General features: G+C 69.1%; 19 protein-coding genes. 8 read left to right on the forward strand and 11 right to left on the reverse strand.

Going from position 1 to position 19,995, the window contains the following annotated elements; genetic code table 11:
* The 4 genes from AB4112_RS25405 (at window position 1) to AB4112_RS25420 (ending at window position 4,240) form a co-directional block, all read left to right on the forward strand.
* Window positions 1–939 carry an ornithine cyclodeaminase family protein gene (locus tag AB4112_RS25405; protein ID WP_441723739.1) on the forward strand — a complete coding sequence of 313 codons (939 nt, stop codon included), beginning with the start codon at window positions 1–3 and terminating at the stop codon, window positions 937–939.
* A 59-nt stretch (window positions 940–998) separates the two neighbouring features.
* Entirely contained in the window at window positions 999–2,669 is a 1,671-nt protein-coding gene (locus AB4112_RS25410) for an ABC transporter substrate-binding protein (protein WP_441723741.1), read from the forward strand.
* Between the two features lie 285 nt (window positions 2,670–2,954).
* Window positions 2,955–3,821 (forward strand): alpha/beta fold hydrolase, encoded by an 867-nt coding sequence (locus tag AB4112_RS25415; protein ID WP_441723743.1) that lies wholly within the window; start codon window positions 2,955–2,957, stop codon window positions 3,819–3,821.
* Window positions 3,822–3,829: 8 nt separating this feature from the next.
* The gene (locus AB4112_RS25420; RefSeq protein ID WP_441723745.1) at window positions 3,830–4,240 is read left to right on the forward strand and encodes a hypothetical protein; all 411 of its coding nucleotides are present in this window, start codon (window positions 3,830–3,832) and stop codon (window positions 4,238–4,240) included.
* Between the two features lie 60 nt (window positions 4,241–4,300).
* On the opposite strand, the gene AB4112_RS25425 is transcribed toward AB4112_RS25420, so the two are convergent.
* Window positions 4,301–5,110 (reverse strand): AraC family transcriptional regulator, encoded by an 810-nt coding sequence (locus tag AB4112_RS25425; protein ID WP_441723747.1) that lies wholly within the window; start codon window positions 5,108–5,110, stop codon window positions 4,301–4,303.
* A 71-nt stretch (window positions 5,111–5,181) separates the two neighbouring features.
* On the opposite strand from AB4112_RS25425, the gene AB4112_RS25430 reads away from it, so the two are divergent.
* Window positions 5,182–6,123 (forward strand): DMT family transporter, encoded by a 942-nt coding sequence (locus AB4112_RS25430; RefSeq protein WP_441723749.1) that lies wholly within the window; start codon window positions 5,182–5,184, stop codon window positions 6,121–6,123.
* A gap of 49 nt (window positions 6,124–6,172) precedes the next feature.
* Here AB4112_RS25430 and AB4112_RS25435 read toward each other — a convergent pair whose 3' ends face one another.
* Window positions 6,173–7,039: a hypothetical protein gene (locus AB4112_RS25435; protein ID WP_441723751.1), complete on the reverse strand. Its 867-nt coding sequence runs from the start codon at window positions 7,037–7,039 to the stop codon at window positions 6,173–6,175.
* 136 nt (window positions 7,040–7,175) lie between these two features.
* Here AB4112_RS25435 and mazG point away from each other — a divergent pair, with 136 nt between their 5' ends.
* Complete coding sequence (mazG, locus tag AB4112_RS25440; RefSeq protein WP_441723753.1) at window positions 7,176–8,009, forward strand: nucleoside triphosphate pyrophosphohydrolase; 834 nt, start codon at window positions 7,176–7,178, stop codon at window positions 8,007–8,009.
* 2 nt (window positions 8,010–8,011) lie between these two features.
* Complete coding sequence (locus tag AB4112_RS25445) at window positions 8,012–8,503, forward strand: hypothetical protein (protein ID WP_441723755.1); 492 nt, start codon at window positions 8,012–8,014, stop codon at window positions 8,501–8,503.
* A 46-nt stretch (window positions 8,504–8,549) separates the two neighbouring features.
* Here the strand turns inward: AB4112_RS25445 and AB4112_RS25450 are convergent, their stop codons facing one another.
* The 9 genes from AB4112_RS25450 to AB4112_RS25490 all read right to left on the reverse strand — a co-directional run bounded on the left by AB4112_RS25450 (window position 8,550) and on the right by AB4112_RS25490 (window position 18,695).
* Window positions 8,550–8,906: an FKBP-type peptidyl-prolyl cis-trans isomerase gene (locus tag AB4112_RS25450; RefSeq protein ID WP_309799580.1), complete on the reverse strand. Its 357-nt coding sequence runs from the start codon at window positions 8,904–8,906 to the stop codon at window positions 8,550–8,552.
* 40 nt (window positions 8,907–8,946) lie between these two features.
* Window positions 8,947–9,762, reverse strand: a complete 816-nt coding sequence (locus tag AB4112_RS25455; RefSeq protein ID WP_309799581.1) for an inositol monophosphatase family protein — start codon at window positions 9,760–9,762, stop codon at window positions 8,947–8,949.
* Window positions 9,763–9,775: 13 nt separating this feature from the next.
* On the reverse strand, window positions 9,776–11,032 hold the full coding sequence (hflX, locus tag AB4112_RS25460) for a GTPase HflX (protein ID WP_309799583.1): 1,257 nt from the start codon (window positions 11,030–11,032) through the stop codon (window positions 9,776–9,778).
* A gap of 65 nt (window positions 11,033–11,097) precedes the next feature.
* Window positions 11,098–11,340 (reverse strand): RNA chaperone Hfq, encoded by a 243-nt coding sequence (hfq, locus tag AB4112_RS25465; protein WP_026870608.1) that lies wholly within the window; start codon window positions 11,338–11,340, stop codon window positions 11,098–11,100.
* 117 nt (window positions 11,341–11,457) lie between these two features.
* Window positions 11,458–12,312, reverse strand: a complete 855-nt coding sequence (locus tag AB4112_RS25470; protein ID WP_309799590.1) for a D-amino-acid transaminase — start codon at window positions 12,310–12,312, stop codon at window positions 11,458–11,460.
* A 31-nt stretch (window positions 12,313–12,343) separates the two neighbouring features.
* Window positions 12,344–13,753 (reverse strand): nitrogen assimilation response regulator NtrX, encoded by a 1,410-nt coding sequence (gene ntrX / locus AB4112_RS25475; RefSeq protein WP_309799592.1) that lies wholly within the window; start codon window positions 13,751–13,753, stop codon window positions 12,344–12,346.
* On the reverse strand, window positions 13,743–16,070 hold the full coding sequence (locus AB4112_RS25480) for a sensor histidine kinase NtrY-like (protein ID WP_309799594.1): 2,328 nt from the start codon (window positions 16,068–16,070) through the stop codon (window positions 13,743–13,745). Before AB4112_RS25480 ends, ntrX begins: the two co-directional genes overlap by 11 nt.
* 37 nt (window positions 16,071–16,107) lie before the next feature.
* Window positions 16,108–17,562 carry a nitrogen regulation protein NR(I) gene (gene ntrC, locus AB4112_RS25485; protein WP_309799596.1) on the reverse strand — a complete coding sequence of 485 codons (1,455 nt, stop codon included), beginning with the start codon at window positions 17,560–17,562 and terminating at the stop codon, window positions 16,108–16,110.
* Window positions 17,562–18,695 (reverse strand): two-component system sensor histidine kinase NtrB, encoded by a 1,134-nt coding sequence (locus AB4112_RS25490; RefSeq protein ID WP_441723760.1) that lies wholly within the window; start codon window positions 18,693–18,695, stop codon window positions 17,562–17,564. The genes ntrC and AB4112_RS25490 overlap by 1 nt, the downstream gene beginning before the upstream one ends.
* A gap of 245 nt (window positions 18,696–18,940) precedes the next feature.
* Here AB4112_RS25490 and AB4112_RS25495 point away from each other — a divergent pair, with 245 nt between their 5' ends.
* Complete coding sequence (locus AB4112_RS25495) at window positions 18,941–19,936, forward strand: OmpA family protein (RefSeq protein WP_441723762.1); 996 nt, start codon at window positions 18,941–18,943, stop codon at window positions 19,934–19,936.
* The last annotated feature ends 59 nt before the right edge of the window (window positions 19,937–19,995 follow it).

A 19,995-nucleotide genomic window follows, 5' to 3' on the forward strand; every position in this document is an offset into this window, starting at 1 on the left:
GTGGCCATCCTCGCCATCGATGCCGATGCGCTGGCGGTCGACCCGCTGTGGCTGGTCGAGCAGCTGCGGCTCGGGCATCTCAAGGGCATCGGCGAGGTCGAGCGGCTGCTGATGACGGAGCCGGATTCCGCCAACAGCCTGCTGACCTGGGTGGCGTGGCGGCCCGGCGAGGCGCTGGGGGCGAAGCTGGCGGCGGTGTTCCCCGGCAATGAAGGCCGCGACGCCGGGCCCAACATCCGCTCAGTGGTGGTGCTGTTCGACGGGCAGGACGGGCGGCCCGAGGCGGTGATCACCGGCGAGAGCTTCACCCGCGCCAAGACCGCGGCCGATTCCGCCCTGGGCGCCAGCCTGCTCGCGCGGCCGGATGCCGAGACCCTGGCGGTGCTGGGGGCCGGCGCCCAGGCGGAGACCCAGATCCGCTACCTCCTGGCGGTGCGGCCGTCGCTGCGGCGCGTGGCGATCTGGAACCGCAGCGGCGACAAGGCCCGGGCGCTGGCTGCCGGCCTCTCCCTCCCCGGCGTCGAGATCGCCGCGGCCGCGGATGCCGAGGCGGCGGTGCGCGCCGCGGATATCGTCTCCTGCGTCACCGCCTCCGCCATGCCGGTGCTGCACGGGCGCTGGCTGAAGCCGGGCGCGCATGTCGACCTGGTCGGTTCCTTCACGCCGGAGATGCGGGAGGTCGATGACGATACGATGCGGCGGGCGCGGCTGTTCGTCGACACCCGACGCTTCGCGGTCGAGGGCTGCGGCGAGTTCACCCAGGCGATCGCCGCAGGAACCATCTCTGCCACCGATGTCGTGGCCGATCTGGCCGAACTCTGCGCCGGCGCCGCAGGCCGCCGCTCGCCCGCCGAGATCACCTTGTTCAAGAACGCCGGGGGCGGGCATCTCGACCTGATGGCGGCCCGGGCCTTCCTCGCCCTCGCCCGGCTCGGCTGAACCGATCGCAACGAAACCGGCCCAGGCAAGGGCCGGACTGCAACTGACAGGGGTGCATCATGGACGACGAGACCTTGCGCGATCTGCATCCGGCGATTCCGCCGATGGCCGAACAGCTGAAGGCCGGGCGGATCGGCCGGCGCGACTTCATCCGCACCGCCGCCCTGCTCGGCATGGCCGCCCCGGCGGCCTACGCCATGGCCGGCCGGATCACCGGCGACGCCGCGATCCCGCAGGCGATGGCCCAGGACACACCGCGCAAGGGCGGAATCCTGCGCATCGGCATGCCGGTGATGGACTGCGCCGACCCCGCGATCTTCGACTGGTCGGAGAAGGGCAATGTCGCCCGGCTGATCGTCGAGCCGCTGGTGTCGATCGGCACCGACGACATCTCCCGCCCCTGGCTGGCCGAGCGTTGGGAGGCCAATGACGATGTCAGCCAATGGACCTTCCACCTCCGCCAGGGCGTGAAGTGGAACAACGGCGACGATTTCGGCGCCGACGACGTGATCGCCACCTTCACCCGCTGGCTGGACAGCAAGACCGGGTCCTCGAACCAGGGCCGCTTCAGCGGCCTGACGGTGAAGGACGGCGACACGGTCAAGCTGGCGCCGGGCGCGCTGGAGAAGGTCGACGACCACACCGTGCGCTTCCACCTGCAGACCCCGATGCTGCAGTTCCCGGAAAGCCTGGGCGACTATCCCGCGCTGATCACCCATCGCGACTTCGCCAAGGACGGCGCCAACCTGATGAAGACGCCGATCGGCACCGGCCCGTTCCGCCTGAAGGAGGTGGCGGTGGGGTCGCGCGCGGTGTTCGAGAAGCGGCCGGCGGCGGAATACTGGGGCGACGAGGTCTATCTCGACGGCGTCGAATATGTCGATCTCGGCAGCGACCCGTCCGCCTGGCTGGCGGCGCTGGGCTCCGGCCAGGTCGACCTGGTGAGCCAGGTGCCGGTCAACCTGCTCCCCGCGGTCCAGGGTATCCCAGGGCTGAAGCTCTATGACAAGCTGACGGCGGAGACCGGCGTTGCCCGCTTCCGCATCAGCGAGAAGCCGTTCGACCAGAAGCCGGTGCGCCAGGCGATCCAGGCCTGCGTCGACCATGCGCGCCTGACCCAGCTGGCCTATCAGGGCTTCGGCACGCCGGGCGAGGACGTGCATGTCTCGCCGATCCACCCGGAATACACGCCCCTGCCCCTGCCGCCGCCGGACATCGACAAGGCGAAGAGGCTGCTGGCCGAGGCGGGCTATCCCAACGGGCTGTCGATCGAGATCAACTGCCAGGATGCGCTGAAGCACGAGATCGACACCGCCACGGTGCTGTCCGAGATGGTGAAGCCCGCGGGCATCGACCTCAAGGTCAATGTGCTGCCCGGCGCCACCTTCTGGGACCGCTGGACCAAATGGCCGTTCTCGGTGACGCAGTGGCTGACCCGGCCGCTGGCGGTGCAGGTGCTGGCCCTGGCCTACCGCACCGGCGTGGCCTGGAACGAGACCGGCTATTCCAACCTGGAATTCGACCAGGTGCTGGACCAGGCCCAGGCCACGCTCGACATCGAGAAGCGCAAGGTGCTGGTGCACCGGCTGGAGCAGATCATGCAGGAGGACGCGATCGCCATCATCCCGTTCTGGCTGAAGATCTTCACCGCCAGCAGCGACAAGCTGCAGGGCTTCGAATACCACTTCGCCCGCGAGATGCACCTGAACAAGGTCTGGCTGGCGGGGTGAGTTGGCGGGAAAGAGCGGCCTCGCCTGCCCCCTCTTCGTCATTGCGAGCGTAGCGAATCCATCCATGCCAGGCGGCGCCATGGATGGATTCGTCGGCTTCGCCTCCTCGCAATGACGGTGGGGGAGAGGCCGGGCCTCCGCAGCGAGAGCGGCACAGGCGCAGGATCCCGTTGAAAATAGTTCAGTCGGGGAAATATTTCGGTCGGGACATGTCGGATCATGGAACGGCCCTTCGTCTTACAGCCGGCGTTGGCGAAAACGCACGAGATGGAGAGGAAGATCCCCATGATCCGCACAGCCCTGATGGCCGCAGCCCTGCTGGTCGCCGCCCCTGCCCTGGCCGAGGCCCAGCCGGCCGGCGACCGCGTCGAGGTCAACGGCATGCAGATGTATTACGAGGTGTCCGGCACCGGCGCTCCGCTGGTCGTGCTGCACGGCGCCTACATGAACATCCCGTCCATGGGCGCGATCATCCCCAGGCTCGCCGAGACCCACAAGGTCTATGCGATCGAATTCCAGGGCCACGGCCGCACCACCGACATCGACCGCCCGATCACCTATCCCGCCCTGGCGGACGATGTGGCCGCCTTCATGGACAAGGTCGGCCTGAAGCAGGCCGACGTGTTCGGCTATTCCATGGGCGCCGCCGCCGGGCTGCAGCTGGCCATCCGCCACCCGGAGAAGGTGAACAAGCTGGTGATGGCCTCCGCCGCCTACGACGCCCAGGGCTGGCAGCCGGAGTTCACGGCCTTCATCCCGCAGATGACGGTGGAGATGTTCGTCGGCATGCCGGTGTTCGCCGAGGCCTATCGCAAGCTCGCCGCCAACCCCGACGGCTTTCCGGAGCTGGTCCGCAAGCTGATCGCGCTGGAGCACGAGCCGATGGCCTGGGGCGCCGACGTCAAGGCGCTGAGGACTCCGGTGCTGATCATCACCGGTGACGCCGACGTGGCGACCCTCGAGCATTCGGTCGCGCTGTTCCGGCTGCTCGGCGGCGGCGGCATGGGCGACATGGGCAAGCCGCTGCCCGCCTCGCGCCTCGCCGTCCTGCCCGCGACGTCGCACACCGCCGTCATCGGCCAGACCGAGCTGCTGGCGGCCATCATCGAGCCGTTCCTGAAGGGCGAGACGCCGAAGGGGATGTTCGAGTAGAGAGAAACATGGCGTTCGCGATCAAAGCCGAGATTGTCGATCCGAGGGCGGAGACGTTCGCGTTCGCCGCGCAGAAGACGATGTATGGCGGCAAGCATATCGCCGAAGGCGACACGGTCTTCGTGTTCGCGAGCGAGACCGAGGGCGGGCAAGGCCTGATCGCGCGCGGCATCGTCACCTCGGCCGAAGCGATCGCGAAGCTGCCCGGCATCGCCCGGCAGACGCCGCGGGTGAGCCTCACCATCCGGCGCACCGCACTGGCGAAGCGGCCGCTGGGGCGGCGCGAGCTCAAGCTGTTCACCGAGTGGAATGACGGCCGACCCGGGACCGAGCTCAACTTCAAATTCTATCGTCAGGCGACGAACAAGATCGTCGGCCTGTCGGACGAGGCGGCCGCGTTCCTCAGCGAATTCTTCTAGTGCAGACCGGCTGACGGTTCTCTCTCCGCGGAGACGATGCCGGGACCCGGACGCCCTCCGTCACGCCGCGGCGTTGTCCCGGCGGGTGCCGTCCTTGCGCATCTGGTCTGGCGTCGTCCCGGTCAGGCGGTGGAACATGGCGATGAAGGCCGAGGCGTTGCCGTAGCCCAGCGACACCGCCACCTGCCGCACCGGCTGGCCCTCCTCCAGCCGGGACAGGGCGGCCACCAGCTTCATCCGCTGGCGCCATTCGGCGAAGGACATGCCGAGGTCGCGCTGGCAGTGGCGCGACAGCGTGCGCTCGGTGGTGCCGGTGATCCGCGCCCATTCGGCCAGCGATCGGCGGTCCCCCGGATCACGCTGCAGCGCCTCCAGCACGAGGCGCAGCACCGGGTCGTCCGACACCGGCAGGTAGGAGGCGTGGCGCGGCGCCAGCCGGATCTGGTCGACCAGCACCTGGGCCAGCCGCAGATCGGCGTCGCTTTTCGGCACGCGGATCTTCCGGGCGTCGAAATCGGCCAGGATCGCCTTGATCAGCGGGCTGAGGTTCAGGGTGCAGGGCTCGGCCGGCAGGTCGGCGCAGAGTTCGCGCACCACATAGATCGAGACATAGCGCACCGCATCGCGGTTCTGGCAGGCATGTGGCATGTCCGGCGGGTTCCAGATCGCGTAATGCGGCGGCGACAGGTAGTGCACGCCGCCGATCGTCGTCTGCATCAAGCCGCGGACGGCATAGTTCAGCTTGCCCCAGGGCAGTGTCACCACGGGCCAGACCATGCCGGCGGGATAGTCCTCGGTTCGGAAGGACAGCGGGTCGGGCTGATCGCCGTAGAGATCGGGCCTGCGGTCGGGGGATCCGGCGTCAGTCATGTCCAGTCCTCTCCATCGCCTGTCCGAAACTCATTATATATCTCTAAGCCGCCAGACGCTAGGGTTGCGGCATGCCAAACCAGAGCCCCACCCTGCCCTTGCGGTACCTCGCGCTGCCGGTCGTGACCATCGCGATCTGGTCCGGCAACGTCGTCGTCACCAAGCTGGCGGCCACCGCGATCCACCCCAGCGTCATCGCCTTCGAGCGCTGGCTGCTGGCGCTGCTGCTGCTGTCGCCCTTCCTGCTGCACCAGGTGTGGCGGCTGCGGCGCGAGATCCTGCGGCAGCTGCCGAAGCTGGCGGTGCTGGGACTGCTCGGCATGGCGACCTATCAGGGCCTGGCCTATTACGCGGCCGAGACCACCTCGGCCACCAAGATGGGCTTCGTGGTGTCGCTGGTGCCGCTGCTGACCATGGCGCTGTCCAGCCTGCTGCTGGCCGAGGCGCCCAGCCTGGGCATGGTGGCCGGCGGGGTGCTGTCGCTGTTCGGGCTGACGCTGCTGATGGGCCAGGGCGATCCCGCCTCGGTGTTCACCGGTGGCCTGTCGCCGGGCGACGGCATGATGCTGGTCGCCTGCGTCGCCTATGCCGGCTACAGCGTGCTGCTGCGGCGCTGGGCGATGCCGCTGCCGGCCTGGCCGTCGCTGTACATGCAGATCGCCTTCGCCACGCTGTTCCTGCTGCCGGGCTGGGCGCTGGCGCCATCGGCGCCGCACAGCGCGACCGCGATCGGGCTGGTGCTCTATGCCGGGATCCCGACCTCGATCCTGGCGCCGTATCTGTGGATGCAGGCGATCCGACTGCTCGGGGCCAGCCGCACCAGCATCTTCATCAACCTGGCGCCTGTCATGACCGCGGCGATCGCAGTGGCGGTGCTGGGCGAGACCGTGCACCTGTACCATCTGACCGGCGGCGGGCTGGTGTTGCTGGGGGTCCTGCTGGCCCAGCGCTTCAGCCGCCGGCCGGCGCCACGCCCGGTGCCCGACACGGCGCAGGCCGAGGCCGCGGAGTAAGACGGGGCACCGCGTCCCCTAGGGGATGCGGCGCCCGTCCGTCCGCGTCCTACTTCCAGCCGTGCTCGGCGCCGAAGGCGCGCAGCGCCTTGTCATGCTCGCGGCGCAGTTGGGTCAGCTTCCGGGTCAGGTCCCGCCCGAGGATCTTGGCGTAGTCCTGGCCGGTCTTGGCCTTGGCCCAGTCGTTCTCCACGAAGCGGGCGTCAACCCGGCCGGAGCGGGTGACCGACACCGGCGTCTGGGTGAAGCTGCCGGCCGCCTTGGTCAGCTCGGCGACGAAGGTGGCGTCGTCGAGGCCGCTATAGGCCTTGCCCGTGGAGTCGGCGATGTTCAGGAAGAATAGGTCGTGGCCGAAGGCGGTGTAGCCGCCGCCGAGGCCCTTGTTCACCGACGCCGCATGCTCGTAGAAGGCCTGCGCCTCCGGCCCGGTCGGCGCATGGTCTTTGAAGGTGACCACGGCGAAGGCGGTGTTGCCCTGGCCCTCGGGCGTGAAGTCGGTGACCAGCACGCTCCACTGCCGGAAGGTGTAGCCTAGCGCGGCGGCGAGCTTGGTCGCCGTATCGGGGTCGGTCTCGAAGGCGGATTGCAGCGAGGCGTTGGTGTGCAGCTCGTAGCCGCCCGGCGTGACCTCGGTCTGCACCTGATCGGCCGGAAGCTTCAGCAGCTCCAGGATCTTCGGCAGCTCGGTGTCCCGCACCTGCTCGGTGAAGGCGGCGCGCTCGGGGTACTGCGCCTTGTTCTCGTCGAGGCCGAGCGACTTGAAGGTCAGCGCCTCGTAGGAGAACAGCAGGGTCGGGCCAGTCGGGGCCACCGGGGCCGGCGCCGGCGCGTTCTGGTCGGCACAGGCCGACAGGGTCACCGCGGCGGCGAGGCCGCCGACCAGCGCCAGGGTTTTGAGAGATCGCAACAGGTTCATCAGGTAGTCCCCTCCAGATCAGGGCGCGATGCCCGGGCCGGAGTATAGGAAGGATCGTCGGCCGCCGCAGGTCCCCAATTTGCGGGGATCGCCGGGATGCGATACCAGATGGGCATCGTTCGTTCCGGAGACCGACATGACCGACCGTCCCGATGAGTCCCCCGACGCCGGCGACGCCACGCGCCGCCTGATCGAGGTGATGGCGCGGCTGCGCGACCCGCAGGCCGGCTGCCCCTGGGACATCGAGCAGAACTTCCGCACCATCGCGCCCTACACCATCGAGGAGGCCTATGAGGTGGCCGACGCGATCGAGCGCGACGCGATGGACGAGCTGAAGGACGAGCTCGGCGACCTGCTGTTCCAGGTCGCGTTCCATTCGCGGATGGCGGAGGAGCGCGGGGCGTTCGATTTCGCCGGTGTCGCCGCCGGCATCGTCGACAAGATGATCCGCCGCCACCCCCATGTCTTCGGCGACCAGCCGGTCGATGCCGACGGCATGCCGGCGCAGTGGGAGCGGCAGAAGGCGGAGGAGCGAGCGGCCAAGGCCGCCATCGAAGGCCGGGCCGCCGGCGCGCTGGACGGCATCGCCGCCGGCCTGCCCAGCCTGACCCGGGCGCTGAAGCTGCAGAAGCGCGCCGCCCGCGTCGGCTTCGACTGGACCGACCCGGCCGACATCCTCGACAAGATCGACGAGGAGGTCGCGGAGATCCGGGCGGAGATCGACGCCAAGGCGCCGAAGGAGCGGATCGAGGACGAGATCGGCGACCTGCTATTCTGCGCCGTCAACCTCGCCCGCCGTTACGAGGTCGACCCCGATGCCGCCCTGCGCCGCACCAACGCCAAGTTCGAGCGCCGCTTCCGCCACCTGGAGGCCGCGCTGAAGGCCGTGGGCCGCGACCCCGCCGGCGCCAGCCTGGACGAGATGGAGGCGCTGTGGGTCGCCGCCAAGCAGGCGGAAAGGGTAGCGTGAGGATGGCAATGCTGTCAGGCAGGGGCCGCCTCCCCGCCGTCACCGCGATGACGGTCGCATTCCTGGCTTGCACTGCGGCCTTTGCTCAGACACCTGCAGAGCTGCTGATCGGCCGATGGGAACTGGTCTCCCAGCGACGGGTCGTCGATGGAAAGGGCGATACGGATCGGCCCGTCTCGGACAAGGGCCGCTCGATCATCGACTTCAGCACCGATGGAACGTGGCGGATCTTCGCCAGTTCGCACAAGGGATCACACGGCACCTATCGATGGCTGGGACCCGATCGAATCGCGTCGACAACCATCAAGGCTCCGATCCCGGCTGGCAACGGCGCCAGGCGGACCTTGTCCGTTGAGGTCGAGGAGCGGCAACTCACGCTGACGGTGGCGCTCTCGGCGGAGGAGCTGAAAAAGTCCGGCGGACAGGCCAAGCCGGATGTGTCGTATCCGCAGGAGCTGGTGGTCGTCTCCACGTTTCGACGGCTGCCGGACTGACCGCCGAACGCCGGGTCGGCGAGCCGACCCGGCGTTCGGCGAACGATCAGACGCCCAGCAGTTCGACGTCGAAGATCAGGGTGGCGTTCGGCGGGATGACGCCGCCGGCGCCGCGCGCGCCATAGCCCAGGGCGGCCGGGATGGTCAGCCGGCGCTTGCCGCCGACCTTCATGCCGGCGACGCCCTCGTCCCAGCCCTTGATCACCCGGCCGCCGCCCAGCGGGAAGCGGAACGGCTCGTTGCGGTCCTTGCTGGAATCGAACTTCGTGCCGGCGCTGCCGTCGGCGTTCTGCAGCCAGCCGGTGTAGTGCACGGTCACGGTGACGCCGGCCTTGGCCTCGGCGCCGGTGCCGATTTCGACGTCGTCGATCTCCAGCCCGGAGGCGGTGACGGTGCGGGACATGGGGATTCCTTTCGCTTCTTGTCTCGGGTTCTGTCGGGTGTCAGGCCGCGGCGGCGATATCGCCCATGGCGGCGCGGGCGGCGTGCCAGCTGGGCTCGTCGGGCGCCACCAGGATGGGGCCCTGGCGCAGGGTCGGACGGTAGCGGGTGCCGTCCATCACCGCGGCCCAGCCGCCGGCCTCGGCGTGCATCAGCGTCCCGGCCGCATGGTCCCAGGGGAACAGCTTGCGATAAGCCAGGATGTCGATCCGCCCCTCGACGGCGTCGATGTAGTCGGCGCCGGCGCAGTTGACATGGACCTGCGATGCCAGCGCATCGCGCAGCCGGACCAGCCCCTCGGCATAGCCAAGCGGCCGCTTGGCCAGGTTGAAGCCGCCGCGCAGCGCCGCCAGCGGACCCGGCCTGGCCAGGGTCAGGCGCCTGCCGTCGAGCCAGGCGCCCTCGCCGCGGATGGTCCAGGCGGTGCGGTCCTCGACCGGCAGGTGGATCCAGCCCATCAGCGTCTCGCCCTTGCGCGCCAGGGCGACGATGGTGGCGAAGCGCGGCCGGCCGGCGACGAAATTGGCGGTGCCGTCGACCGGGTCGACGATCCAGACCGGGTCGTCGCCGTCCAGCAGGTCGAGCACGGCGGGGTCCTTGGCGTAGGCCTCCTCCCCCAGCACGCGCGATCCGGGCAGCAGCGCGGGCAGCCGCTCGGCCAGCCGGATCTCGCTCTCCTGGTCGGCGATGGTGACGAGGTCGCCGGGCGCCTTCTCCATCACCGCCCCCGCCTCCAGCCGGCCGAAGCGCGGCAGGATCAGCTCCCGCGCCGTTTCGGCGATCAGGGCGGCGACCTGGTCGATCTCGGGCAGGCGCATCAGGTCGGCATCCTCAGTGGCGGGTGGTGCCGAGCTGGCGGTGCAGCCGCGCGGCGTCGTTCGGGTGCAGCCGGACGCGGACGAAGACATGGGCGCCGTCGTCGCGCGCCTCCAGCACCTCGCCATGGCTGTGCAGCCAGGCCATGGTGCGGCCGTCGGCGATATCCAGCTTCACCGTCAGGGTCTCGCGGTCGGCGTTGATCCGGGTCGCGACCAGCGCCAGCAGCGCGTCGCAGCCCTCGCCGGTCAGGGCCGAGATCACCGCCGTGTCGTGGCCGCGACGGCGGCCCGCGGCCGCCAGCGTCTCGCGCTCATGCTCCGGCAGCAGGTCGGCCTTGTTCAGCACCTCGATCACCCGCCCGTCGGCGTCGATGTCGATGTCCAGGTCGCGCAGCACGCCTTCGACGTCCTCGCGCTGGGATTCGGTGTCGGGATGAGCGATGTCGCGGACATGCAGGATCACATCCGCGGCCTGCACCTCCTCCAGCGTGGCGCGGAAGGCGGCGACCAGATGGGTCGGCAGGTCGGAGATGAAGCCGACGGTGTCGGACAGGATGATCTTGCGCCCCTGCCCCGCCTCGATCGCCCGCATGGTCGGGTCAAGGGTGGCGAACAGCATGTCCTTGGCCAGCACCGTGGCCCGGGTCAGCCGGTTGAACAGGGTCGACTTGCCGGCGTTGGTGTAGCCGACCAGCGCCACCACCGGATACGGCACCCGCGCCCGGGCGTCGCGGTGCAGCGACCGGGTGCGGCGGACGTCGTCCAGCTGCCGCTTGATCTGGATGATGCGGTCGTCGATCTGGCGGCGATCCAACTCAATCTGGGTTTCGCCGGGGCCGCCGAGGAAGCCGGCACCGCCGCGCTGCCGCTCCAGATGGGTCCAGGACCGCACCAGGCGCGAGCGCTGGTAGCTGAGATGCGCCAACTCGACCTGCAGCTGACCCTCGCGGGTGCGGGCCCGTTCGCCGAAGATCTCGAGGATCAGGCCGGTGCGGTCGATGACCTTGACCTTCCAGCGCCGCTCGAGGTTGCGCTGCTGCACCGGGCTCAGCGTCGCGTCGACCACGACGAGCCCGGCTTCGGTCGCGGCGACCACGGTCGACAGCTCCTCCAGCGCGCCCTCGCCGATCAGGGTGGCGGGGCGCGGCTGGGCGACACGGACGCAGCGCGCCTCGGCGACCTCGAGGGAGATCGCGCGTGACAGGCCGACCGCCTCCTCGAGTGAGGCTTCGGGGGTGCGGCCGGTGTCGTGGCGGGCGCTGGGGAGCACGGGGTGAATGACGATGGCGCGCCCAGAGGACGCGCCATCCACACCGAGATTCTGTCCCAAAGGGATCAGGCCTCTTCCTTCTGCGGCTCGAACAGCTGGATCGGATGCGCCGGCATCACGGTCGAGATGGCATGCTTGTAGACCAACTGCGAATGCGCGTCACGGCGTAGCAGGACCGAGAAGTTGTCGAACCAAGTGATGATTCCCTGGAGCTTCACCCCGTTGACGAGGAAGATCGTCACCGGGATCTTGTTCTTGCGGACGTTGTTGAGAAACACGTCCTGAACGTTTTGTGCCTTTTCAGACATAGTTCGGATCCTGCTGCTTGATTTTATTGGAGCCCCGTCGGGCCCGAGCCACACGATGTGGCACCGTTGGACAATATGGGAAGCGATAGGCCGGAGAAAAGAGACACATCGACATGATCACGATGCGCCGGCACCTTCGGCATGGGCGACATACGCCTCCAGCAACCGGCGGCCCAGGGCGCCGGGCGTGCCGTCCCCGACGGCGCGGTCATCGATCCGCACCACCGGGGTGACGAAGCTGGTGGCGCTGCTGACGAAGGCCTCGCGCGCCGCATAGGCCTCGTCGAGGTCGAACGGTCGCTCCTCGAAACGCACGCCCTCCGCCGCCGCGATCCTCAGAATCGACTGGCGGGTGATGCCGTTGAGGATGTCGTGGCTGGCCGGTCGGGTGACCAGGGCCCCATCCGCGGTCAGGATCCAGGCGTTGGACGACGTGCCCTCGGTGACGAAGCCGTCCTCGTCCACCTGCCAGGCCTCGAAGGCACCGCGCTCCGCCGCCTCCTGCTTGCCCAGCACCTGGGCCAGCAGGCCGACGGTCTTGAGGTCGCAGCGCTTCCATCGGATGTCGGGGATGGTGATCACCCGGACCCCGGCCCGGGCGTTGGCCGCCAGGGCCGCGCGCCGCGTGGTCATCACCAGGGTCGGCCGCGCCGCCGCGGGGAAGCGGAAGTCGCGCGCCGCCGTGCCCCGCGTCACCTGCAGGTAGATCAGCCCGTTGCGCACGCCGTTGCGCCCGATCAGCCGGCGCATGATCAGCCGCATCACCCGGCGCTCGCAGGGCCAGGCGATGCGCAGCTCGCCCAGACAACGGTCGAGCCGGTCGAGATGGCCGTCCTCGTCGATCAGCCGGCCATTGCGGATGCACACGACCTCGTAGACGCCATCGGCGAACTGGAAGCCCCGGTCCTCGACATGCACCGCCGCCTGGGCATGCGGCACATATCGCCCGTTCACATAGGCGTCGCGCGCCATTCCCTGGTGTCTCCCGCTCTTCCGATGGGTGTCAGTCGACGAGCTTGCCGGGCCGGTCGCCGGCGCCGTGCACGCCCAGGCTCTTCATCTTGCGATGCAAGGCCGACCGCTCCATGCCGATGAACTCCGCCGTCCGGCTGATGTTGCCGCCGAAGCGGGTGACCTGGGCGATCAGGTACTCCCGCTCGAACAGCTCGCGCGCGTCGCGCAGCGGCAGGCCCATGATCTCGCTGCCGCGGTCGCCGCGTAGCACCGCCGGGGCGATGGCGCCGATCTCGGGCGGCAGCATGTCGGCATGGATCGGCATCGAATTGTCGCCGGCCGCCATGATCAGCAGCCATTCCACGACGTTGCGCAGCTGGCGGACATTGCCGGGCCAGCTGTAGGCCTGCAGCGCCGCCATGGCGTCCTCGCCGATCTGGCGCGGCATCAGCCCCTGGGTGTCGGCGGCGCGCTGCATGAAGTGGCGGGCCAGCAGCGGGATGTCCTCGCGCCGGGCGGCCATCGGCGGCACCGCGATCGGCACGACGTTGAGGCGGTAGTACAGGTCCTCGCGGAACCGCCCTTCGGCGATCTCGCCCGGCAGGTCGCGGTTCGAGGAGGCGATGACGCGGACATCGACCTCGACCCGGGTGGCGCCGCCGACCCGGACGAAGGTCTGCTCCTGCAGCACCCGGACGATCTTGCCCTGGGTGACCAGCGGCATGTCCGCCACCTCGTCCAGCAGCAGGGTGCCGCCATGGGCCTGTTCGAAGGTGCCGACCTTGCGGGTGCTGGTGACGCCGTCGATCGTGGTCTCGACCCCGAACAGCTCCTCCTCCAGCCGGTCGGGATGCATCGCGGCGCAGTTCAGGGCGATGAACGGGCCGTCGGCGCGCTTGGACAGGACGTGGATCTGGCGGGCCACCACCTCCTTGCCGACCCCGGCCGGGCCGGTGATCAGCACCCGGCTGCCGGTCGGCGCCGCCCGCTCGATCTGCTGGGCCAGCTGGCCGATCACCGCGGACTGGCCGATCAGTTCGACCTCGGTGCCGGCGCGCAGCCGCAGCTCGGCGTTCTCGCGCCGCAGCCGCGCCGCCTCGATGGCGCGGTCCACCATCAGCAGCAGCCGGTCGGACTTGAACGGCTTCTCGATGAAGTCGTAGGCGCCGTGCTTGATCGCGGTGACCGCGGTCTCGATGTTGCCGTGGCCGCTGATCATCAGCACCGGCACGCCGGGATGGTCGCGGCGGATGATGTCTAGCAGCTCCAGCCCGTCGATCGGGCTGCCCTGCAGCCAGACGTCGAGCACCACCAGGCTGGGCTGGCGCGCGGCAAGCTCCTGCTGCGCCTGCGTCGTGTCGCCGGCTTCCCGCGTCGTATAGCCTTCGTCGTCGAGAATGCCCGAGATGAGCATTCGGATATCCGCCTCGTCGTCTACGACGAGAATGTCATGCGCCATGGCCCACCGCGTCCTTGGAGCCCGCAGTCGTCACCTGCTCGGTCGATTCGCTTGGCTCGTCACCGGTTGGAACAACCGGCATGCCCGCCTGTTCCAGCGGAAATACGAGGCTGACCCTCGCACCGCCGCCGAGACGATCTTCCAGGACCAGGCGGCCGCCGTGATCCTCCATGATTTTCTTGACGATGGCGAGGCCCAATCCGGTGCCCTTGGTGCGGGTGGTGACATAGGGTTCGGTCAGCCGGTCGCGGTCGGCGGTCGGCAGTCCCTTGCCGTTGTCCTCCACCGTGATCCAGGCCTCGCCGTCGAAATAGTCCAGGATCAGGCGGACCGCACCCTTGGGCAGGTCACGGCCCTCGGCGATGCGGCCGTCGATCGCGTCCGCGGCATTCTGCAGCAGGTTGGTCACGGCCTGCGACAGCTGCCGGGAATCGCAGGGCACCTGGGGGCGCTGGTCGGGCTGGCTGAAGGCGAAGCCGATCTTCGCATGGGCGTTGCGCTGCAGGAACATCGCCTGCTGGCAGGTCTCCGACAGGTCGATCGCCTTCATCACCGGCGTCGGCATGCGGGCGAAGGCCGAGAACTCGTCGACCATCCGGCCGATGTCGCCGACCTGGCGCACGATTGTCTCGGTGCAGGTGATGAAGGTCTGAGGGTCGTCCGTGATCTGCTTGAGATATTTGCGCTTCAGGCGTTCCGCCGACAGCTGGATCGGGGTCAGAGGATTCTTGATCTCATGCGCGATCCGCCGGGCGACATCGGCCCAGGCCGCCTTGCGCTGGGCCGACAGCAGCTCGGTCACGTCGTCGAAGGTGACGACGAAGCCGCGGACCTCGCCGTCCAGCCGCTCGGCGGCGATGCGGGCCAGCAGCACCCGGTTCTCGCTGTCGCGGCGGATCTTCACCTGGCCCTCGACCACCCGCCCCTGGCGGTTGCGGGCGCTGGCCAGCAGCTCGGCCATCTCGGGCACCGCAGTCTCGAGCGGCTCGCCCACCAGCTCGTCGAGCGACCGGCCCAGCAGCTCGGTGGCCGACCGGTTCGGCAGGTTGACCCGGCCGTCCTGGTCGAGGCCGAGGACGCCGGCCGAGACGCCGGACAGCACGGTCTCGGTGAACTGCCGGCGCTGGTCGAGCTGGCGGTTGGCCTCGATCAGCTCGCGGCGCTGGCTTTCCAGCTGGTTGGTCATGCGGTTGAACGACCGGGCCAGGCTGCCCAGCTCGTCGGTGCTGTCGCTGCCCTGGACCCGGATCGACAGGTCGCCGGCGCGCACCCGCTCGGACGCCATGATCAGCTCGCGCAGCGGCCGCACCAAAGTGTCGGCGAAGACCAGGCCGATCCACACCGCGGCCATCAGCAAAAGCACCGCCACCGTGACGTAGATCGCGGTGAAGATCAGCTGCAGCTGCGACCGCCTGCCCTCCAGCGCGCGGTAGTCGGCCACGGCGCCCTTGGTCTGCTCGACATACGCCAGCGCCTCCGGGTCGACCTGCTTGGCGATCAGCAGGAACGCCTCGAAGGGAAAGCCGTTCAGCCGCACCAGCGCGCGCACCCGGTCGGTCTGGCTGTCGACGATCAGTTCGACCGGCCCGTACCCGGCATCGCCGGACGAGGCCCGCCGGTACTGGTCCTGGTCGACCATGTCCAGCTTGAGCCCCTTGGCGAAGGCCGATTCCGCGATCACCTGCCCACGCCGGTCGATGATCCGGATGTCCGGCAGCGAATAGGTCTGCGTCATGTTGCTGAGGATGCTGACCAGGGCATATTTGTTGCCGTCGATCAGCTCCGGATACTGCGAATAGGCCCGCTCGATCGTCGACGCGATGCTCTGCGCGGCGTAGCGGATGCTGTTCTGGTTCTCCTCGAGATAGACCTGGGCGACCGAGAGCGATTCGTTGATCGCGGTCGAGACCCGCTCGGAGAACCAGGTCTGCACCCCGATGTTGAAGATCACGGCGGAGAACACCGCGACCAGGATCGCCGGCGCCACCGCGACCACGGCGAACAGCGCCACCAGCCGCACATGCAGGCGCGACCCGGCCGAGCCCCGGCGGCGCGCCGCCCAGATCCGGACCAGCCTCCGCGCCACGATCGCGCCGAGCATCAGGAGGATGCTGAGGTCGAGCACCAGCAGCAGCGACACCCGGTCGGCATCCTTTCCGAACAGCGAATTGCTGCTGAGCGCGGTGTAGGTGGCGATGCCGGAGCCGACAGCGGCGATGATCAGCACCACCGCCAGCTTGTTCTCCAGCCCTACGCGGGCTGCCCATTGGTAGAGCTGCCGCCAGAGAGTCGGTGTGCCCGCGGCGTTGGTCGTCATAGGGGATGGGTCTGCCGGCGACGGAAAGGTCAAGCGGCTAGCTTAGGCCACGGACCACCGGGATGTCTAACTCGCGGATCTTCTTGCGCAAGGTGTTGCGGTTGAGGCCGAGCAGCTCGGCCGCGCGGATCTGGTTGCCGCGGGTCGCCCCCAGGCTCAGCGTGATCAGCGGCCGCTCGACCTCGCGCAGCACGCGGTCGTAGAGTCCGCTGGACGGCAGGCTGCCGGCATGGGCGGCAAAATAGTCGCGCAGATGCCGCTCGACCGCGGCGGACAGCCCCTCGCCGGCCGGTTCGGCGCCGGGCTCGACCAGGCCCTGCTGCGGCAGTGCGTCGCTCAGCTCCGCCTCGATCACGTCGACCCCGATGGTCTCCTGCGAATAGAGGGCGCAGAGCCGCCGGGCCAGGTTCTCCAGTTCGCGGACATTGCCGGGCCAGCGGTGCCGCGTCAGCCGCTCCATCGCCCGCTTGTCCAGCGACTTCTCGCTCATGCCCTCGGCGGCGGCGCGGCGCATGAAGTGGCTGACCAGGGCCGGGATGTCCTCCGACCGCTCGCGCAGCGGCGGCAGCCGGATCGGCACGACGTTGAGGCGGTAGAACAGATCCTCGCGGAACAGCCCCTGCCGCACCATGGTGCGCAGGTCGCGATGGGTGGCGGCGACGATGCGGACATCGGCGCGGATCGGCGTGCGGCCGCCGACCGTGGTGTATTCGCCCTCCTGCAGCACGCGCAGCAGCCGGGTCTGGGCCTCCATCGGCATGTCGCCGATCTCGTCGAGGAACAGGGTGCCGCCCTGGGCCTGTTCGAAGCGGCCGGTGGAGCGCGACAGCGCCCCGGTGAAGGCGCCCTTCTCATGGCCGAACAGCTCGGATTCGATCAGGTCGCGGGGGATCGCCGCCATGTTGATGGCGACGAAGGGGCCGGACCGGCGGCGGCCGTAATCGTGCAGCGCCCGGGCCACCAGCTCCTTGCCGGTGCCGCTCTCGCCGGCGATCATCACGGTCAGGTCGGTCGCCATCAGCCGGGCCATGACCCGGTAGATCTCCTGCATCGCGGGCGACCGGCCGATCAGCGGCATCGCCTCCTCGCCGTCCTCGGCGCCGGGCCCCGGCACCGCATCCTGGCGCGGCAGGGTCAGGCCGCGTTCGACCACGCTGACCAGCTCCTTCAGGTCGAACGGCTTGGGCAGATACTCGAACGCGCCCCGCTCGGTCGCCTTGACCGCGGTCAGCAGCGTGTTCTGCGCGCTCATGACGATGACGCGCAGCTCCGGCCGCAGCTTCTTGATGCGCGGCAGCAGGTCCAGCCCGTTCTCGTCCGGCATCATCACATCGGTGATGACGAGGTCGCCGACGCCGTCCTGGATCCATTTGTAGAGGGTCGAGGCGGTGCCGGTGCTGCGCACCTCGAGGCCCAGCCGCGACAGCGCCTGGGTCAGCACCATGCGGATGGCGCGATCGTCATCCGCGATGAGGATGGTTCCGGTCGTCATCACTTGCTTCCGTGGTCGCTGTCGCCGTTCACCGCCGGTTCGGCATGGATCGGCAAGGAAATCCGGAACACCGTGCGGCGCGGCTCGCTCTCGAAGCCGATCAGGCCGCCATGGTCGCCGATGATCTTGGCGACCAGCGCCAGGCCGAGGCCGGAGCCCTCCGACTTGGTGGTCACGAAGGGATCGAACAGGTGCTCCTTGAGGTCATCGGGGATGCCGTCGCCATTGTCCTGGATCGCCACCACCAGCGGCAGGTTCAGCCGCTGGCTGGTGCCCGGCACGGCGATGACGACGCCGCGCTGATAGGCGGTGGTGATGATGATTTCGCCATCCTCCGGCACCGCCTCGACCGCGTTCTTGATCAGGTTCAGGAAGACCTGGACCAGCTGGTCGAACTGCCCGGACACCGGGGGCAGCGACGGGTCGTAGCGCTCGACGAAGCGGACATGGCGGCCGAAGCCGGTCTGGGCGACCTGGCGCGCCCGCTCCAGCACCTCGTGGATGTTGACGGCGTCGCGGTTCAGCGGGCTGGGGTCGGAGAAGGCGTCCATGCGGTCGACCAGCCGGACGATGCGGTCGGTCTCCTCGCAGATCAGCCGGGTCAGGGCCCGGTCCTCGTCGCCGACGGTCTGCTCAAGCAGCTGGGCGGCGCCGCGGATGCCCGACAGCGGGTTCTTGATCTCATGCGCCAGCATGGCGGCCATCGCGGTCATCGACCGGGCGGCGTGGCGGCGGTTCAGCTGGGTGTCGATGCGCCGGGCGACCGATTCCTCGAACAGGCTGACCACGGCGAGGTCCGGCGGGTCGACCAGGGCCCCGACGGTCACCGTGACCGTGCGGCGGCCGATGCGCGGGCTTTCCAGCAGCATGCCGTAATCGGCGACGCTGCGGTCCTGCTGGATGGCCTGGTCGATCAGGGTGAACAGCGGGCTGTCGGCCGGCACGATGCCGGTCAGATCCTGGCCCACCAGGGCGGATTCGCTGGCGTCGAGCAGCTGCTGGGCGGCCAGGTTGACATAGCGGATCACCCGGTCGCGGCCGACCGCCAGCACCGCCACCGGCAGCGATGCCAGCAGGGCGAAGGGATCAGGTGGCGGCGGGGCGATTGACGGAATCTGTTTCAGGCTGGGCATGGCGGCATGGTTGCTGCGGACCGTCAGATCAGCCCATCGCCTAAAATTTGTCCAATGAAAGTTTTGCCTAACCAATGAGCAGAAACGCCGTTCGACCCCCTATTTCGCGGGGGAAGAACTGGCCGGCGGCCGGGTCTATATCAGCTGCGGCCATCGGAGCGCCCCAGCGGCGGACCCAGCCGCGGCCGATGGTATCATGAGATCGCCGTCCCAGGACGGTGATAAGGATGGAGCAGAGTCCCATTATGACATCGATGATCGGGCAGATCGGCCGCGTCGCCGCCCTGGCCCTCGGCCTGCTGGCCGCGGCGATGGTGCCGGCCCTCGCGGCCGATATCAAGGGCGCCAAGGACTATCCCGGGATCAAGCGCTTCGAAGGCGCGTCGATCGTGTCCTACAGCACCCAGAAGTTCACGCACTACACTCTGGCGCTGGGCCCCGCCACCGGGGTCGACGCGGGCGGCAAGGCGACCTTCGCCTCCGCGAAGGAGGTCAGCGGCGCGCTGACCCGCCTCAGCTACACCGCGCCGGCCGGCGTCTCCTCCGCCGATGTGTTCGAGAACTACCAGAACGAGCTGGCGGCCAAGGGCTATCAGGTGCTGTTCAAGGCCGACGGCGCGGCGATCGGTCCGAACCAGGGCGACATCTTCGCCGGGATCGAGACCCAGCTGTTCGAGTACAGCACCGAGGCCGGGCATTTCCTGACCGCCGAGTTGACGAAGGACGGCGCCACGGTCGACATCGCCCTCTATGTCACCGAATACGAGGATGGCTACACGCCGCGCGTCGAGGTCGAGAAGGGCCAGGTCATCGTCCAGCTCGACGTCGTCGAATCCGGCGCGCTGCAGGACAAGATGGTCACGGTCTCGGCCGCCGACATCGAGAAGGGCCTGGCGGCGCAGGGCCACATCGCCATCTACGGCATCTATTTTGACACGGCCAAGACCGACCTGAAGCCGGACTCTCAGCCGGCGCTGGACCAGGTGGCCCAGTTCCTCAAGGACGACCCGACGATGAAGATCCATGTCGTCGGCCACACCGACAATGTCGGCGGCATGGACTCCAACATGGCCCTGTCACGGGCCCGGGCGACAGCTGTGGTGGCCGCGCTGGTCAAGCAGTACGGCGTGCCGGCCAGCCGGCTGAACGCGGCCGGCGTCGGGCCGCTGGCGCCGGTGGCGCCGAACGCCACCGACGACGGCCGGGCGAAGAACCGCCGGGTCGAACTGATCCCGCAGTGACCTGGGGCCGGCCGGGCAGGCCCTCCGCCTGCCCGGCCGGCCCCGTCGCGCTTGTCTCT

The organism is Inquilinus sp. 2KB_23, assembly GCF_052115705.1.
Classification (GTDB): Bacteria; Pseudomonadota; Alphaproteobacteria; order DSM-16000; family Inquilinaceae; genus Inquilinus; species Inquilinus ginsengisoli_A.

Bases quoted from the DNA above. Each gene is read 5' to 3' on its own strand.
- AB4112_RS25445 (WP_441723755.1), top strand. From the start codon at position 8,012: ATGGCAATGCTGTCAGGCAGGGGCCGCCTCCCCGCCGTCACCGCGATG.
- mazG (WP_441723753.1), top strand. From the start codon at position 7,176: ATGACCGACCGTCCCGATGAGTCCCCCGACGCCGGCGACGCCACGCGC.
- AB4112_RS25425 (WP_441723747.1), bottom strand. From the start codon at position 5,110: ATGACTGACGCCGGATCCCCCGACCGCAGGCCCGATCTCTACGGCGAT.
- AB4112_RS25480 (WP_309799594.1), bottom strand. From the start codon at position 16,070: ATGACGACCAACGCCGCGGGCACACCGACTCTCTGGCGGCAGCTCTAC.
- AB4112_RS25490 (WP_441723760.1), bottom strand. From the start codon at position 18,695: ATGCCCAGCCTGAAACAGATTCCGTCAATCGCCCCGCCGCCACCTGAT.
- AB4112_RS25495 (WP_441723762.1), top strand. From the start codon at position 18,941: ATGACATCGATGATCGGGCAGATCGGCCGCGTCGCCGCCCTGGCCCTC.
- AB4112_RS25415 (WP_441723743.1), top strand. From the start codon at position 2,955: ATGATCCGCACAGCCCTGATGGCCGCAGCCCTGCTGGTCGCCGCCCCT.
- AB4112_RS25430 (WP_441723749.1), top strand. From the start codon at position 5,182: ATGCCAAACCAGAGCCCCACCCTGCCCTTGCGGTACCTCGCGCTGCCG.
- AB4112_RS25470 (WP_309799590.1), bottom strand. From the start codon at position 12,312: ATGGCGCGCGACGCCTATGTGAACGGGCGATATGTGCCGCATGCCCAG.
- AB4112_RS25450 (WP_309799580.1), bottom strand. From the start codon at position 8,906: ATGTCCCGCACCGTCACCGCCTCCGGGCTGGAGATCGACGACGTCGAA.
- ntrX (WP_309799592.1), bottom strand. From the start codon at position 13,753: ATGGCGCATGACATTCTCGTCGTAGACGACGAGGCGGATATCCGAATG.
- ntrC (WP_309799596.1), bottom strand. From the start codon at position 17,562: ATGACGACCGGAACCATCCTCATCGCGGATGACGATCGCGCCATCCGC.
- hfq (WP_026870608.1), bottom strand. From the start codon at position 11,340: ATGTCTGAAAAGGCACAAAACGTTCAGGACGTGTTTCTCAACAACGTC.
- AB4112_RS25420 (WP_441723745.1), top strand. From the start codon at position 3,830: ATGGCGTTCGCGATCAAAGCCGAGATTGTCGATCCGAGGGCGGAGACG.
- AB4112_RS25410 (WP_441723741.1), top strand. From the start codon at position 999: ATGGACGACGAGACCTTGCGCGATCTGCATCCGGCGATTCCGCCGATG.
- AB4112_RS25435 (WP_441723751.1), bottom strand. From the start codon at position 7,039: ATGAACCTGTTGCGATCTCTCAAAACCCTGGCGCTGGTCGGCGGCCTC.
- AB4112_RS25455 (WP_309799581.1), bottom strand. From the start codon at position 9,762: ATGCGCCTGCCCGAGATCGACCAGGTCGCCGCCCTGATCGCCGAAACG.